This is a genomic window from Pedococcus sp. P2_D9, assembly GCF_056404275.1.
Genome location: NZ_JBFUEI010000014.1, coordinates 24,389 through 39,257, shown reverse-complemented (window position 1 = coordinate 39,257; position 14,869 = coordinate 24,389). Strand labels below are relative to the sequence as shown.

The 14,869-nt window shown below is 69.0% G+C and carries 13 protein-coding genes; 3 read left to right on the top strand and 10 right to left on the bottom strand.

Annotation, left to right across the window (positions count from 1 at the left end; genetic code table 11):
- Positions 1–26: 26 nt before the first annotated feature.
- The 7 genes from AC1DXJ_RS18605 to topA all read right to left on the bottom strand — a co-directional run bounded on the left by AC1DXJ_RS18605 (position 27) and on the right by topA (position 9,208).
- On the bottom strand, positions 27–1,052 hold the full coding sequence (locus tag AC1DXJ_RS18605; RefSeq protein WP_477637627.1) for a branched-chain amino acid ABC transporter permease: 1,026 nt from the start codon (positions 1,050–1,052) through the stop codon (positions 27–29).
- The gene (locus AC1DXJ_RS18600) at positions 1,049–1,921 is read right to left on the bottom strand and encodes a branched-chain amino acid ABC transporter permease (RefSeq protein WP_477613866.1); all 873 of its coding nucleotides are present in this window, start codon (positions 1,919–1,921) and stop codon (positions 1,049–1,051) included. The genes AC1DXJ_RS18605 and AC1DXJ_RS18600 overlap by 4 nt, the downstream gene beginning before the upstream one ends.
- A gap of 107 nt (positions 1,922–2,028) precedes the next feature.
- Positions 2,029–3,282 carry an ABC transporter substrate-binding protein gene (locus AC1DXJ_RS18595; RefSeq protein WP_477633179.1) on the bottom strand — a complete coding sequence of 418 codons (1,254 nt, stop codon included), beginning with the start codon at positions 3,280–3,282 and terminating at the stop codon, positions 2,029–2,031.
- Positions 3,283–3,380: 98 nt separating this feature from the next.
- A complete protein-coding gene (locus AC1DXJ_RS18590) occupies positions 3,381–4,088 on the bottom strand; it encodes an ABC transporter ATP-binding protein (protein WP_477613868.1) in 708 nt (235 codons plus the stop codon).
- Positions 4,089–4,093: 5 nt separating this feature from the next.
- The gene (locus tag AC1DXJ_RS18585) at positions 4,094–4,867 is read right to left on the bottom strand and encodes an ABC transporter ATP-binding protein (RefSeq protein WP_477633177.1); all 774 of its coding nucleotides are present in this window, start codon (positions 4,865–4,867) and stop codon (positions 4,094–4,096) included.
- A gap of 178 nt (positions 4,868–5,045) precedes the next feature.
- A complete protein-coding gene (locus AC1DXJ_RS18580; RefSeq protein ID WP_477613870.1) occupies positions 5,046–6,404 on the bottom strand; it encodes a serine hydrolase domain-containing protein in 1,359 nt (452 codons plus the stop codon).
- Positions 6,405–6,409: 5 nt separating this feature from the next.
- Positions 6,410–9,208, bottom strand: coding sequence for a type I DNA topoisomerase (gene topA / locus AC1DXJ_RS18575; protein WP_477637626.1), 2,799 nt, complete (start codon positions 9,206–9,208; stop codon positions 6,410–6,412).
- Between the two features lie 213 nt (positions 9,209–9,421).
- Between topA and AC1DXJ_RS18570 the strand changes: the two genes are divergently transcribed.
- The gene (locus AC1DXJ_RS18570) at positions 9,422–10,225 is read left to right on the top strand and encodes a dioxygenase family protein (RefSeq protein WP_477633174.1); all 804 of its coding nucleotides are present in this window, start codon (positions 9,422–9,424) and stop codon (positions 10,223–10,225) included.
- Positions 10,226–10,239: 14 nt separating this feature from the next.
- Here AC1DXJ_RS18570 and AC1DXJ_RS18565 read toward each other — a convergent pair whose 3' ends face one another.
- Positions 10,240–11,310 carry an NAD(P)-dependent alcohol dehydrogenase gene (locus AC1DXJ_RS18565; RefSeq protein ID WP_477637625.1) on the bottom strand — a complete coding sequence of 357 codons (1,071 nt, stop codon included), beginning with the start codon at positions 11,308–11,310 and terminating at the stop codon, positions 10,240–10,242.
- Between the two features lie 128 nt (positions 11,311–11,438).
- On the opposite strand from AC1DXJ_RS18565, the gene AC1DXJ_RS18560 reads away from it, so the two are divergent.
- Positions 11,439–12,167 carry a TetR/AcrR family transcriptional regulator gene (locus AC1DXJ_RS18560; RefSeq protein ID WP_477637624.1) on the top strand — a complete coding sequence of 243 codons (729 nt, stop codon included), beginning with the start codon at positions 11,439–11,441 and terminating at the stop codon, positions 12,165–12,167.
- Positions 12,164–12,565: a VOC family protein gene (locus tag AC1DXJ_RS18555; RefSeq protein ID WP_477613875.1), complete on the top strand. Its 402-nt coding sequence runs from the start codon at positions 12,164–12,166 to the stop codon at positions 12,563–12,565. Before AC1DXJ_RS18560 ends, AC1DXJ_RS18555 begins: the two co-directional genes overlap by 4 nt.
- Before the next feature lie 171 nt (positions 12,566–12,736).
- Here the strand turns inward: AC1DXJ_RS18555 and AC1DXJ_RS18550 are convergent, their stop codons facing one another.
- Entirely contained in the window at positions 12,737–13,057 is a 321-nt protein-coding gene (locus tag AC1DXJ_RS18550) for a hypothetical protein (protein WP_477613877.1), read from the bottom strand.
- Positions 13,058–13,068: 11 nt separating this feature from the next.
- Complete coding sequence (locus tag AC1DXJ_RS18545; protein WP_477613878.1) at positions 13,069–14,832, bottom strand: sodium:solute symporter family protein; 1,764 nt, start codon at positions 14,830–14,832, stop codon at positions 13,069–13,071.
- Positions 14,833–14,869 lie beyond the last annotated feature (37 nt).

The following is a 14,869-nucleotide window of genomic DNA, read 5'->3' as shown; positions in this document are numbered from 1 at the left end:
TCAAGTCCCCCTGCGCGGGGGCGGGGTCAGGAGTCCCTGGCGTGGCGGCGCTTGCGGAGCCAGGAGCTCAGGCCGTTGCGAGCGGTGCCCCAGATGCCGTGGCGGAACGCCAGCACGATGATGACGAAGATCGCGCCGGTGACGATCCCGATGCCGTTGAAGCCCGACGACGCCAGCTGGTCCTCGAGGGTGACGACCAGGGCGGCGCCGACCACTGCGCCCCACAGCGTGCCGATCCCGCCGAGCACGGTGATGAGCACGACCTTGCCGGACGTGGTCCAGATCAGCTCCTGGAGCGAGGCGAACCCGTGGCTGATCGAGAACACCCCGCCCGCCAGACCCGCGAGCCCGGCCGACAGCACGAACGCCATGATCTTGTAGCGCTCCACGTCGTAGCCCAGCGCCCTGGCCCGCGCCGGGTTGTCCCGGATCGCGACGAGCACCCGGCCGAACGGGCTGTTGACCGTGCGCCAGGCGATGAAGACGCCGAGCAGGATGATCGGCAGCGCCGCGTAGTAGAAGTAGAACGAGTCGGCGTTGATGGTGTCGGTCAGCGGGCCGAGGTTCTTGGGGATCCCCTGCAGGCCGTTCTCGCCACCGGTCACCGAGCGCCACTGGTTGGCGATGAAGTAGATCATCTGCGCGAAGGCCAGGGTCACCATCGCGAAGTAGATGCCGGTCCGCTTGACCGACAGGTAGCCGATCGGCACGGCCAGCACCATCGCCACGACGGCGCCGCCCAGGATCGCGACGGGGAAGGGCAACCCGACGTGGCTGGCGATCAGGCCCGTCGTGTATGCCGACGTGCCCCAGAACGCGGCGTGGCCGAACGACAGCAGGCCGGTGTAGCCCAGCAACAGGTCGACCGAGATCGCGAACAACGCCCAGGCCGCGATGTCCATCGCCACGGGCGGGTAGATGAACCACGGCAGGGCGAGCGTCACCAGCAGCCCGACGGCCAGCATGACCCAGCGCACCAGGGGGCGTTGAGCGGCCACGACAGGCCCGGCGGGCAGCTCGACCTCGACCTTGTTCTCGAGCTGGGCACTCATGACGCAGCCTCCTCGCGGCCGAACAGGCCGGAGGGCCGGACCAGCACCACCACGGCCATGAGCATGAAGATGAAGACCTGGCTGAACCGGCCGGCATACCCCTGGCCGTAGGCCTCGACGAGCCCCACCAGGAAGCCGGCCACGACCGCGCCCAGGATCGAGCCGAGCCCGCCGATCACGACGACTGCGAACAGGATGATGATGAAGAAGCTGCCCATGTCGGCGTTCACCGAGCCCGTGGGGGCGCGCAGCACACCGGCGAGGCCCGCCAGGGCGATGCCGAACCCGAAAACCGGTGTCACCCAACGACTCACGTTGATGCCGAGGGCTCGCGACCGCTCGGCATCCTCTGTTGAGGCGCGCACGATCATGCCCACGCGGGTCTTGGTCAGGACGAGCCAGACGCCGAGGCAGACAACGATCGAGAAGACCGCCGCGAACACCTGGTAGGTCGACAGCGAGACCGCACCCATGGTGATCCGTCCCCCGAGGCCGGCCGGGAGCGGGTAGGGCAGCCCCGAGACGCCGTACTTCTTCTTGACCACGTCGACGAGCAGGAGGGTCAGGCCGAAGGTCAGCAGGAAGTTGTAGAGCGGGTCGAGCCGCAGCAGCCACTGGACCAGCAGGCGTTCCATGAGCACGCCGAACAGGAACATCGCGATCGTCATGATCGGCAGTGCCCACCAGAAGCCGAGACCGGTCGAGTCGAGCAGGACGGCGGCCCCCACCGCGCCGAGCATGTAGCAGGCGCCGTGGCTGAAGTTGACCACCCCGAGGACACCGAAGATCACGGCCAGTCCCAGCGCGGCCAGCGCGTAGAAGCCGCCGAGGGCCAGGCCCTGGAGCGTGTACTGGATGAAGGCACTCATGCGCGTCTTCCCGTGGTTGTCGGGGTGGGGAGGAGGGTATGCCGCCCGCTCGAGGCGAGCGGGCGGCATACCTCCCGCTGTGGTGACTCAGTCGTGGTGACCGAGGGTCACATCGTGCAGTCGGTGGAGGCGGGCCCGTAGGCGTCGGCCGCGGGGATGGTCTTGACGACTTCCTCGTAGTCCCAGTCCTCCTTGACCTGGTCCTTGCTCTTGACCTTCACGAGGTAGGAGTCGTGGATCACGTTGTGGTCCGCGGCCCGGACCTCGCCGTTGCGCAGGAACAGGTCGTCGATCTTCTTGCCCTCGAGCTGCTTCACGACGGCGTCGGAGCTGTCGGTCCCCGCCGCCTGGATCGCCTCGAGGTAGTTGAGGGCCGCGGAGTAGTTGCCCGCGTGCGCGAACGAGGGACGGGTGTTGGTCTTGGCCTTGAACTTGTCGGCCCAGGCCTTGTTCTTGGCGTCGAAGTTCCAGTACCAGGCGTCCGTGAACGTCGTGTTCTTGAACGCGTCGACACCGAGGGAGTGGATGTCGGTGATGAACATCAGGCCGACGGCCAGCTGCGCCTTCTCCTGCATGCCGGCTTGGTTGTACTGCTTGACGAAGTTCACCAGGTCTCCACCGGCGGCCATGATCCCGACGACATCGGGCTTGGACGATGCCGCCTTGGTGATGAAGGTGGCGAAGTTCTCGTTCGGGAACGGCGTCGCGATCGACTGCTGCACGGTTCCACCCGCCCCCTTGACGGAAGCAGTGAACGACTTGGTCATGTCCTGGCCGAAGGCGTAGTCGGGGTAGACGATCGACCAGTTCTTGCCGCCACCTTCGACGACCGCGCTGCCGGTGCCGCGGGCCAGCATGGCCGTGTCGTAGGCCCAGTGGAACGTGTACTTGTTGCAGGACTTGCCAGTCAGGGCAGTGCTGCCGGCGCCGATGTCGATGAACAGCTTCTTCTTCGCCTTGGCCTGGGTGGCGACGGCGAGCGCCGCCGACGAGGTCGGCACGTCGAGGATGATGTCGGCCTTGTCGCGGTCGTACATCTCCTGGGCCTTGGTGTTGGCGATGTCGGGCTTGTTCTGGTGGTCAGCCGCGACGATCTCGATGTTCTTGGCCACCGCCTTGTCGCCGTACTTGGCCTTGTAGTCGTCGACCGCCATCTGGATCGCGATCTTGGAGTTGGGGCCGGACAGGTCCTTGTAGACGCCGGACTGGTCGTTGAGCAGACCGATGACGACCTTGTCGTCACTGATCTTTCCGCCGGCGGAGCTGGGGCCGCCGGCCCCGCCACAGGCGGCGAGAACGAGGCTGCCGGTGACAGCGATGGCCATGAAGGCCATGGACTGTCTGGTCTTGGTGCGCTGCATGTTCCCCTCCTGGGGTCCTTGTACGGGTGTCTGTCTCTTGGTGGTGGGAGCGGGTGGGGGAAGCGGGTGGGGCGGTGCGGGTGGGGCTGGTGCGGTGCTCACATGCCGAGGTACTCGAGCAGCTCGGAGGTGCGGGACTGGAACGAGTCGTTGTCGAGCGACTCCACGACGCGTCCCTGGGCCAGCAGGTAGTGGCGGTCGGCGACCGTCGAGGCGAACGTGACGTTCTGCTCGACGAGGAGCACGGAGACGCCCTGGTCCTTGATCTGGCGGATGATGTCGCCGATCTGCTGGACGATCACGGGCGCCAGGCCCTCGGACGGCTCGTCCAGCAGGAGCAGGCGGGAGCCGGTGCGCAGCACTCGGGCGATGGCCAGCATCTGTTGCTCGCCACCGGACAGCTTGGTGCCGGGGAAGTCCCGCCGCTCCTGGAGCACGGGGAACTGCTCGTAGACCTGCTCGAGGCTCCAGGCGTCTGCCTTGCTGGTGATCGGCGGCAGCAGCAGGTTCTCCTGCACCGACAACGTGGCATAGATGCCCCGGTCGTCGGGCACCCAGCCGATGCCGGCCTTGGCCCGCTTGTCGGCGCTGGACCTGCCGAGCGCCTGGCCGGCCCACGAGACGGTGCCCTCGACCTGCCGGTGCAGACCCATCACGGAGCGCAGCAACGTGGTCTTCCCTGCGCCGTTGCGGCCCACGAGGGTCACGACCTCTCCCGGGGCCACGCGCAGGTCGACGTCGGAGAGCACGCGAGCCTCGCCGTACCACGCCGACAGCCCGTCGATCTCGAGGACCTCACCAGCCATCGGGGTCACCCTGCCTGTCCGAGGTAGGCGGTGATGACGCGCTCGTCGTGGCGCACCTGGTCGTAGCTGCCCTCGGCCAGCACCTGCCCGGCCTGCAGCACCGTCACCGTGTCGGCCAACGACCCCACCACGTGCATGTTGTGGTCGACGAGGACGACGGTCCGTCCCTCGGCGACCTGCTTGACGAGGGCGATGGTGCGATCGACGTCCTCGAGGCCCATCCCGGCTGTCGGCTCGTCGAGCAGCAGCAGCTGGGGATCCAGGGCCAGGGCCAGGGCGAGCTCGAGGGCCCGCTTCTGCCCGTATGCCAGTGACCCCGCGGCGGCACCGGAGCGGTCGGCCAGGCCGACCTGCCCGAGCAGGTCCATGGCGCGGTCGCGGAACTGGCGCATCTGCGAGGACGACCGCCAGAACCGGTAGCCGAGCCCGGTGGGCGACGCGAGGGCGAGCTCGACGTGGTCGACGGCGCTCATCTGGTCGAACAGGCTGGTGATCTGGAACGAGCGCGCGATGCCGAGGTGGGCGATCTGCTCGGGCTGGCGGCCGGTGATGTCGTCGCCGCGGAAGAGGATCTGCCCCGAGGTGGGCGCGAGGAAGCCGGTGAGCAGGTTGAACAGCGTGGTCTTGCCCGCACCGTTGGGCCCGACGAGGGCGTGGACAGTGCCTTCGGTGACGCTGAGGCTCACGTCGGAGACGGCGCGGAAACCGCGGAACTCCTTGGTCAGGGCGCGGGTCTGGAGCAGGGCTCCAGCCGTGTCCGTGGTGGCGTCGCGGGGCACCGGCACCTCCTCGTGCGGCTCGGTGCGACGGTGCGGAGCCGTCGCGTTCTGCAGAACCCTAGGCGCGCGCCGTGACGCCTGATATGGCCGGGTTCGCCACACAACCCTGACAGAACATGTCCTCCGCACACATCAGGCGCGTGTCACGATTTCACCCGTTTCCCTCCGGTTGGGTGCGTCAGTGCCAGCGGTCGGGGTGGATGTCGCCGGGGATGTCGGCCGCCGGGTCGTAGGGCGTCCGGCTGAAGCGGAACGACCCCAGGTCGAGGTGGCTGGGCCGGCCGTCCGCGCCGCGGACTACCACGAGCGGCTCACCCTCGTGGTAGCCGTCGAGGCCCACCCACCCGGTCTCGGTGGGCCGGAACCGGGAGCCGCGGTTGGCGCCCGGCTCCCCCAGGACGAGGTGCCCGTCGGCCGACAGGCGCAGGTCGTATGCCGTGGTGCCCCAGTACCAGTCACCGACCAGTTCCAGCCCGGAGGCCTGGTCCGCGTCGGCGGACCAGGGCTTGACCGGCAGGGGCTCGTGGTCGACGAGCAGGTCCAACAGGTCGTTGCCGAGGGCCATCCCCGACGTGGCGTTGGCGAAGACCACGCAGCCGTCGCCGGTGTCGCGGTTGACGCGGAGGCCGGCCAGGAAGCCGGGCATCGAACCGCCGTGACCGGCATACCGGACGCCGTCGAGGTTCCAGACCTGCCAACCCAGACCGTGCGCGCCCGTCCAGGCCTGGCCCGGGTTGTCGTTGACGGCGATGGGCAGGCACATCTCGTCGAGGGTCTGCGGGCTCAGCAGGCCGGCGGTGTCACCGGCCAGGAACGTGGCCCAGCGACTGAGGTCCGTCACGGTCGACCAGAGCTGCCCGGCAGGGGCCATCGAGCCCGCGTCGTGCTCGGGCTCGACGTGCAACAGGTCGGCGAGCGGGTGGACCGCCCAGCCGGGCGCCGCGGGTGCGACGGGACGCATGGAGGTGCGAGACATGCCAAGCGGGTCAAGGAGATTCGTGCGGACGACGTCACCCCACGGCATGCCGCGGAGCCGCGCCACGAGCTCGCCGAGCACGGCATACCCGACGTTGGAGTAGTGGAACCGCGCACCCGGACGGAACCGCAGGGCCGGTCGGCTGGCCACCAGGTCGGACCAGCTGCCACCCGGCGTCCGCTCCCACCACGGTCCCGAGGTCTCGGCCTGCAGGCCAGACGTGTGCGAGAGCAGCTGGGCGATCGTGACGCCGCCGAAGGCGGTGTCGGCCGTCTCGGCGAGGTGGCCGCTGATCGCGTCGTTGAGCTCGAACCGTCCCTCGTCACGCAGGCGCAGCACCTCGACGCCGACGAACGTCTTGGTGATCGAGCCGATGCGGTACTGCGTGTCCGCGGTGGCGGGCTCACCGTCGGCGCGACCCGACAGCGTGCCCACAGCGCCCGACCACGCCAGCTCGCCACCGCGCACCAGGCCAGCACACACGGACGGCAGCCGCCTGTCGGACTGTTCGCGCGCCAGGCGCTGGTCCAGCTTTCGGGCGGTGGTCTGCTCGATCGGCATGGGCCCTAGGCCTTCTTGGCCGCTGACTTCGTGGCGGTCGACTTCTTGGCAGCCGTCTTCTTCGTGGCAGCCTTCTTGGTCGTCTTCTTCGCGGCCCGCTTGCGGGTGGTCGGCCCCTTGGCGCGCTTCTCGGCCAGCAGCTCCGCACCGCGCTCGGGGGTGATCGACTCGGGGTCGTCACCCTTGCGCAGCGTCGAGTTGGTCTCGCCGTCGGTGACGTAGGGCCCGAAGCGGCCATCCTTGACCACCATCGGCCTGCCCGACACCGGGTCGCTGCCGAGCTCCTTGAGGGGAGCCGTGGACGCGCGACCCCGCTGCTTGGGCTGGGCGTAGATCGCCAGCGCCTCCTCGAGGGTGATGTCGAAGAGCTGCTGCTCGGTGGCCAGCGAGCGGGAGTCGGTGTCCTTCTTGAGGTAGGGGCCGTAGCGGCCGTTCTGCGCCGTGATCTCGACCTCGGTGCCGTCCTCCTCCTTGGAGATCCCCACGACCCGGGGCAGGCTGAGCAGCTTGAGCGCGGTGTCGAGGTCGAGGGTCGCGAGATCCATGTCCTTGAACAGGCTGGCGGTGCGCGGCTTGACCTTGGCCTTGCCCTTGAGGGCTGCGGTCTCCTCGTCCAGCACCTCGGTGACGTAGGGACCGTAGCGACCGGCCTTGGCGACGATGTCGCGGCCGTTGGTGGGGTCCTGACCCAGGACCTTGCCGTCGTCGGCGGACTGCTCGAGCAGCTCGCGTGCCTTGGCCGGCGTCATCTCGTCGGGAGCGATGTCGTCGTTGATCGTGGCGCGGCGAGGGGTGATCGCCGCATCGTCGCTCATCTCACCGGTCGACAGGTCGACGCCCTGGGGCACGGTCTCCTCGACGTACGGACCGTAGCGTCCGACCCGCACGACGATGCCCTCGCCGATCTCGATGGTGGAGATCGCACGCGCGTCGATCTCGCCGAGGTCCTCGACCAGGTGCTTGAGGCCCTGCCCGGAACCACCGACGAGGCCGCCGCCACTGCCGCCGACCGCCGGGACACCGAGGCCGTCACCACCGAAGTAGAACCGGTGTAGCCATCGTGCCCGCTGCTCGTCGCCGCCGGCGATGCGGTCGAGGTCCTCCTCCATCGAGGCGGTGAAGTCGTAGTCGACCAGCTCGGTGAAGTGCTCCTCGAGCAGACGGGTCACCGCGAACGCGAGCCACGTGGGGATGAGGGCGTTTCCGCGGGTGTTGACGTAGCCACGGTCCTGGATGGTGCCCACGGTCGAGGCGTAGGTGGAGGGTCGACCGATCCCCTTCTCCTCCATGGCCTTCACCAGCGTTGCCTCGGTGTAGCGCGGGGGCGGGGACGTCTCGTGCCCGTCGGCCTCGGCGCGCAGCGTGGTGATCGCCACGCCTTCGCTGAGCTTGGGCAGGCGACGCTCCTCGTCGGCCTCCTGAGCCCTGCTGATCTGCTCCTCGTCATGACCCTCTTCGTAGGCCGCGAGGAACCCGCGGAAGGTGATGACCGTGCCCGAGGCGCTGAACTCCACGACCTGGCCGTCCTCGAGGGTCCCCCCGAGCTTGACCGTCGCGGTCGACCCGCGGGCGTCGGCCATCTGCGACGCGACGGTGCGCTTCCAGATCAGCTCGTAGAGGGCGAACTCGTCGCCGCGGAGCTCGCCGGCGACCTGCGCCGGCGTGCGGAACCGGTCACCGGCGGGACGGATGGCCTCGTGCGCCTCCTGGGCGTTCTTGACCTTCTTCTCGTAGCGGCGAGGGGCGTCGGGGACGTACTCCCCGCCATACAGGTCACGAGCCTGCTGGCGCGCGGCGGTGAGGGCGGCCTCCGACAGCGTGGTGCTGTCGGTGCGCATGTAGGTGATGTAGCCGTTCTCGTAGAGCCGCTGGGCGACCCGCATCGCGTTCTTGGACGAGAGGCGCAGCTTGCGCGAGGCCTCCTGTTGGAGGGTGCTCGTCGTGAACGGTGCGGAGGGCCGCCGCGTGTAGGGCTTCTCCTGGACGCTGGTGACCTTGACCTGCGCCGAGATCACCTGTCGCGCAATGGAGTTGGCGGTCTCCTCGTCGAGGTGGACGACGCTCTTGGACTTGAGCGTGCCGTCGTCGGCGAAGTCGCGGCCGGTGGCCACGCGGGCGCCGTCGACCGCCGACAGCCGGGCCCCGAACTGGTTGGCGGTGCCGTCCGGGGTGAAGTCACCCTCGACGTCCCAGTAGGACGCCCGGACGAACGCCATCCGCTCGCGCTCGCGCTCGACGACCATGCGGGTCGCGACCGACTGCACGCGACCGGCGGACAGGCCGGCCTTGACCTTGCGCCACAGGACCGGGCTGACCTCGTAGCCGTAGAGGCGGTCGAGGATGCGCCGGGTCTCCTGGGCGTCGACCATCGCGACGTCGAGGTCGCGGGTGGTGTTGGCGGCCCGCTGGATGGCCTCCTTGGTGATCTCGTGGAAGACCATGCGCTTGACCGGGACCTTGGGCTGGAGCACCTCGAGCAGGTGCCACGCGATGGCCTCGCCCTCGCGGTCCTCATCAGTGGCGAGGTAGAGCTCGTCGGCGCCCTTGAGCAGTCGCTTGAGCTCGGAAACCTTCTTCTTCTTGTCGGCGTCGACGACGTAGTAGGCCTCGAAGCCGTTGTCGACGTCCACGCCGAACCGGCCGAAGGGGCCCTTCTTCATGTCGGCGGGCATCTCCGACGGGGTCGGGATGTCGCGGATGTGGCCGACCGACGCCTCGACGTCCCAGTCCTTGCCCAGGTAGCCGCCGATCGTCTTCGCCTTGGCCGGCGACTCGACGATGACGAGCTTGCGCCCCTCACTCATGGTTCAACCTCAGTTCCTGACCCGTGTGCAGCGGATTCGTCGCTGCGTGGACACGGCATCGCGGATGACGGTATCCGAGAGGGTCAAATCCGCCACGCCGCGTCCGCATTCCGCGAGGCGTGGCTGGACGTCGTCGCTCACGGTGGAGCGGGCTAAGTCACGTGGGGAGGTAGTTAGTTGAATGTTCAACCTTAGTCGTTGTATGCTGCAGCCATGAGCCAGTCCGCGACCGCCAGCCGCCAGCCCGTGCTGTACCTCAGCCACGGCGCACCCCCGCTGGCCGACGACCCGGTGTGGACCGACCAGCTCGCGACCTGGTCGACGAGGTTCGGCAAGCCGACCAACATCCTCATGGTGTCGGCCCACTGGGAGGAAGCGCCGCTGTCGCTGTCCGCCACCTCCGGCGACGTCCCCCTCGTGTACGACTTCTACGGCTTCCCGCGCCACTACTACGAGGTCACGTATGCCGCGCCCGGCGCACCTCAGCTCGCGGCCGACGTCACCAAGCTCATGCACTCCGGCGACACCCCCGTCCACCGGGACGAGACCCGCGGCCTCGACCACGGCGCCTACGTCCCGCTCGTGGAGATGTATCCCGAGGCCGACATCCCGGTCCTGCAGATGTCGATGCCGACCCTGGACCCCCGGGCGTTGTTCGACCTGGGCCGCAAGCTCGCGCCACTGCGTGACGAGGGCACGCTGATCGTCGGGTCCGGGTTCACCACCCACAACCTGCGCTGGTTCAACCCGGCTGCCGGCCCTGACGGAACCCCGCCGGCCGCCTCCGCGGAGTTCGACAACTGGGCCGCGGAGGCGCTCGAGCGCCAGGACGTCGACGCGATCCTCGACTTCATGCAGAAGGCTCCTGCCGCCCGTGAGGCCCACCCGCGCACCGAGCACTGGGCGCCCTTGTACGTCAGTCTCGGCGCGGCATACGAGTCGGGCAGCCTGGAGAACGAGAGCGTCATCGACGGCTTCTGGTTCGGCCTGAGCAAGCGGTCCTGGCAGTTCGCCTGACCGCTCGGCCCGGGTCAGGGGATCACGAGGGACTTGCCGCGTGAGTGGAACTCGCCCTGGAGGCGCAGCGCCTCGGCGGCGTCCGCGAGCGCCCACCGCCGGTCCATCACGGGACTCACCTGCCCGCGGGCCACGAGGTCGATGAGGAGCTCGAGGTCGGCGCGGTTGCGGGAGGCGACCTTGAAGGCAGGGGCGCGCCGGCTGCCGAAGGCGAAGTAGACCGGCACGCTGAGCATCCGAGGCAGGGGGCGCAGCCACTTCGACTTGGGCGAGGTGACCATCACGTAGCTGCCACCCGGTGACACCAGGCGCCGGCTCTCGCGCAGGGTCAGGCTCCCCGCGTTGTCGAAGAACAGGTCGAACGTCTCCCCCAGCGAACGCACGTCCTCCTTCGTGTAGTCCACGACTCGGTCGGCCCCGCCGCGACGCGCCGCCTCGACGTTGCCGGTGCTGCACACCGCCGTCACGTGCGAGGCGCCCAGGGCCTTGGCCAGCTGGACGGCGAAGCTGCCCACCCCACCGGACGCACCGTTGACCAGGACCCGCTGGCCGGGTCGGAGGCCGCCCCAGTCGCGCAGGCCCTGCAGGGCGGTCTCCGCGGCCACGCCGACGGTGGCGGCCTGATCGATCCCGACGCCGTCGGGAACCGGCACCAGCCAGTCCGCCGGCGCCACCACGAACTCCGCAAAGCCGCCACCGGACACCTCCCCGAAGACCCGGTCGCCCGGCTGGAAGCGCGTGACTGCCGCGCCCACCGCCTCGACCACCCCGGCGACGTCGGCGCCGGGAACCTGCCGCTTCGGCCGGCGCAGCCCGAGGCTGGGGCGGGCGAACATCGGCAGCCCGGTGACGTAGTGCCAGTCGAGCGCGTTGACCGAGGCCGCTCCGACCCGCACGAGCACGTCGTCGGCACCGACCGACGGAACGGGCACGGTGCGCACCGCGACCACGTCCTCCGGCCGTCCATACCGCTCGTGGACAGCCGCTCGCATCGTCGTGGGCGTCGGCCCGGAGCTCTCGCGGTATGCCGTCCCGGTCGCCTCCTGCTCGCGCGCCGAGGTGGTGGTGTGGTCGAGGTCGTTCATCGTGGCTCCCCAGCTCGTGATGGATACTTACGGTGTAAATATACGGTGTAAGTTAGCCCTACGCCGTAAGTCTGTCAATGGCTGACGGCTAGCATTCGTGACGAGAAGCACGCCGATCGGGAGGACCCGTGACCGACACCGTCGAGAGCGACACGCGCGACGCTGCGAAGAACGCCCCTCGCACGCCGCTCAGCCGCGAGCGCGTCATGCGTGCCGCGGTGGACGTGGCGGACTCCGAGGGCATCGCGGCCGTGTCGATGCGCCGGATCGGGCAGGAGCTCGGCGTCGAGGCCATGTCGCTCTACAACCACGTCGCCGGCAAGGAGGCCCTGCTCGACGCGATGGTGGAGCAGGTGGCCACCGAGATCGTGGCGGCCGTGGCGTCCCTCGACTCCCCCGACCCGGCGACCGACTGGCGTGGCGCACTGCGAGCGCGAGCCCTCGCCGCCCGCGAGGTCATGCTGCGCCACCGCTGGGCGCCCGGCGTCCTGGAGACGCGCACGACGATGAGCCTCGACATCGTCCGGTACTTCGACGGCGTCGTGGCGATCCTGCGGGCCGGCGGGTTCAGCAACGACCTGACGCACCACTCCCTGCACGCCCTCGGCAGCAGGGTCATCGGGTTCTCGCAGGAGCTGTTCGACCCCGGCGACGCTGCCGCGGACGGCGCGTCGGAGGAGCTGCTCGCGGCCATGGCGGTGCAGATCCCCCACCTCGTCGAGATGCTCGGCGAGGTCGCGCACGACGACCCTGGCTCGACCCTGGGCTGGTGCGACGACCAGAGCGAGTTCGAGTTCGGGCTCGACGTCCTCCTCGACGGGCTGGAGCGCCGCCGGGCTTCTACCGTGGGCTCATGATCACCGCACTGCACACCCTCGTCTACGCCGAGGACCCCGACGCAGCTCGCGCCTTCTTCCGTGACGTCCTGCAGTTCCCCGCAACCGACACGGGAGGCGGCTGGCTCATCTTCGCCTCCGGCCCGAGCGAGCTCGGGGTTCACCCGGCGTCGTGGGAGCACGGCGGACAGTCCGGCGGCACGGACCAGCGCTTCGACCTCTCGCTCATCTGCGACGACCTCGCCGCCACCGTGGCCGAGCTGCGTGGGCGGGGCGCCGAGTTCGAGGGCGAGGTCACCGAGCAGCAGTGGGGCTCGACCATCCAGCTCAAGGTTCCCGGCGCCGGGACGATGACGCTCTACCAGCCGACCTACGACCCGCCCGCCCTCGGACACCCCGACCTCGAGGCCATGTGGTGATCCCCGCGCCACCGCAAAACGGCCGTTGCGCTGCGAAACGGGGGTTGTAGCCCCCGTATTGCTGCGCAACGGCCGTTTTGCCGGCGGGTGGGGTCGTCGGTCGCTCCGGCCGAGGCACAGGTATGCCGGGTGGTGAGCACCCGGCATACCCTCACCGTCGGGCGGTGCGGCTCAGTGGCCGCCGGGGCGGCGTCGCGGAGCTGGACGGGTCGGGTCGTCCTCGACCGGTTCGACGTGCTCCGGCACGATGATCGGCTTGAGGCGGGCCCAGACGAGGAACACCGCTGAGGCGACAGCGAGCGCGAGCCCGGTCCACAGGTTGGCGTTGACCCCTCCGGTCTTGGCCTCCGCCGTGTCCATGAAGAACCCGGCCAGGAGGAGCAGCACACCGTAGATGCCCAGCAGTGCACCGATGATGTTGCGGATGTCGAAGGCACCAGCCGCGTGGCCACCCGATGCCTTGGCCGTGGGGTCGGACTTCTTGTCGGTCATGACTACTCCTCTCAGAAGGCGAAGTTGAGGACGAGGACCATGACCAGGGCGATCCCGGCCAAGGGCAGGGTCCGCTGGAACCAGGGCAGCGAAGCCTCCTCGGGGTCGACGAGGTCCTCCCGGGGTGTCTCCGAGTAGACCAGGCCCTTGAGCTCCGACGCAGGGGTCGACTTCGTCACCATCGTCACGAGCACGCTGACGATGATGTCGACGACGAAGGCAGCCGAGGCCGCGACGAAGCTGGCTCCCTGACCCGCCAGGTGGATCACGCCGAGGCTCGCCGACCCGAAGGCGTCCTCGGAGAGGAAGGCGACCACGACGGCCGACAGGGTGCCGCTGACGAGGCCGACCCAACCGGCGGTGGCCGTCATCCGTTTCCAGAACATGCCGAGGATGAACGTCGCGAACAGCGGGGCGTTGAAGAAGCCGAAGAGCGTCTGCAGATAGTCCATGACGTTGGAGAAGCTGCCGGCGATCGACGCTGTGAAGATCGCGACGACGGTCGCACCCACGGTGGCCAGCCGGCCGATCCGCAGGTAGTAGTCGTCGCTGTGGTCCTTGCGGATGTAGCGCTGCCACAGGTCGTAGCTGAAGACCGTGTTGAAGGCCGAGATGTTGGCTGCCATGCCGGCCATGAATGCCGCGAGCAGGCCCGCGATCGCCAGTCCCAGCAGGCCGTTCGGCAGCACGTCGCGCATCAGCAGCAGCAACGCGTCGTTGTACTTCACGCCCTCGCCACTGGCCCCACCGGCAGGGGTGCCGCCGTTCTTGAGGTCCATGATCTCCTTCACCAGCACGGCCGCGACCATGCCGGGGAGGATCACGATGAAGGGTACGAACATCTTGGGGAAGGCGCCGATGATGGGCGTCTTGCGAGCGGCCGAGATGGACTTCGAGGCCATCGCGCGCTGGACCTCGACGAAGTTCGTCGTCCAGTATCCGAAGGACAGCACGAAGCCGAGGCCGAAGACGATCCCGATGACGGACAGGAACCCCGAGTCGAAGCCTGACAACGCCTGCCCCGGCCAGGACTCGAGCTGCTGGGCGGCCGGCGGGACCTTGGCCGACGCGGGCGCAGCCTCCGCAAAGGCGGTCAGCTTGTCCTTGAGCCCGCCGTACCCGCCGACGCGGTGCAACCCGATCAAGGTCAGCGGCAGCAGCGACGCCACGATGACGAAGAACTGCAGGACCTCGTTGTAGATCGCCGCCGACAGACCGCCGAGGGTGATGTAGGAGAGCACGATCAGCGCCGCGACGATCAACGCGACCCACAGCGGCCAGCCGAGCAGCGCGTGCACGATCGAGCCGAGCAGGAACAGGTTCACCCCGGCGATGAGCAGCTGGGCGACGGCGAAGCTGATGGCGTTGACCAGGTGGGCCCCGGTGCCGAACCGCCGGAACATGAACTCGGGGACCGACCGCACCTTGGAGCCGTAGTAGAAGGGCATCATCACGACGCCGAGGAACAGCATGGCCGGGATGGCGCCGACCCAGAAGTAGTGCACCGTCGGCAGACCGTACTTGGCGCCGTTGGCCGACATCCCCATGATCTCGACGGCACCGAGGTTGGCGGAGATGAACGCCAGACCGGTGACCCACGCAGGCAGGGAGCGACCCGACAGGAAGAAGTCGATGGAGTCCGACACCGAGCGCCGGGCGATGACGCCGATCCCCAGGACGAAGGCGAAGTAGATCGCGACCAGCGAGTAGTCCAGCCAGTTGGCGTCGATGAGGGTGTCGGCAGCCGGGACGGCGAGAGGGGCGAGGAAGGACATCAGCGGCTCCTGGGCGGTGCGTCGACGGACGTCAGCC

Coding starts and splice junctions, on each gene's coding strand:
- AC1DXJ_RS18605 (WP_477637627.1), bottom strand. CDS start 1,052: ATGAGTGCCCAGCTCGAGAACAAGGTCGAGGTCGAGCTGCCCGCCGGG.
- AC1DXJ_RS18600 (WP_477613866.1), bottom strand. CDS start 1,921: ATGAGTGCCTTCATCCAGTACACGCTCCAGGGCCTGGCCCTCGGCGGC.
- AC1DXJ_RS18595 (WP_477633179.1), bottom strand. CDS start 3,282: ATGCAGCGCACCAAGACCAGACAGTCCATGGCCTTCATGGCCATCGCT.
- AC1DXJ_RS18590 (WP_477613868.1), bottom strand. CDS start 4,088: ATGGCTGGTGAGGTCCTCGAGATCGACGGGCTGTCGGCGTGGTACGGC.
- AC1DXJ_RS18580 (WP_477613870.1), bottom strand. CDS start 6,404: ATGCCGATCGAGCAGACCACCGCCCGAAAGCTGGACCAGCGCCTGGCG.
- topA (WP_477637626.1), bottom strand. CDS start 9,208: ATGAGTGAGGGGCGCAAGCTCGTCATCGTCGAGTCGCCGGCCAAGGCG.
- AC1DXJ_RS18570 (WP_477633174.1), top strand. CDS start 9,422: ATGAGCCAGTCCGCGACCGCCAGCCGCCAGCCCGTGCTGTACCTCAGC.
- AC1DXJ_RS18565 (WP_477637625.1), bottom strand. CDS start 11,310: ATGAACGACCTCGACCACACCACCACCTCGGCGCGCGAGCAGGAGGCG.
- AC1DXJ_RS18555 (WP_477613875.1), top strand. CDS start 12,164: ATGATCACCGCACTGCACACCCTCGTCTACGCCGAGGACCCCGACGCA.
- AC1DXJ_RS18550 (WP_477613877.1), bottom strand. CDS start 13,057: ATGACCGACAAGAAGTCCGACCCCACGGCCAAGGCATCGGGTGGCCAC.
- AC1DXJ_RS18545 (WP_477613878.1), bottom strand. CDS start 14,832: ATGTCCTTCCTCGCCCCTCTCGCCGTCCCGGCTGCCGACACCCTCATC.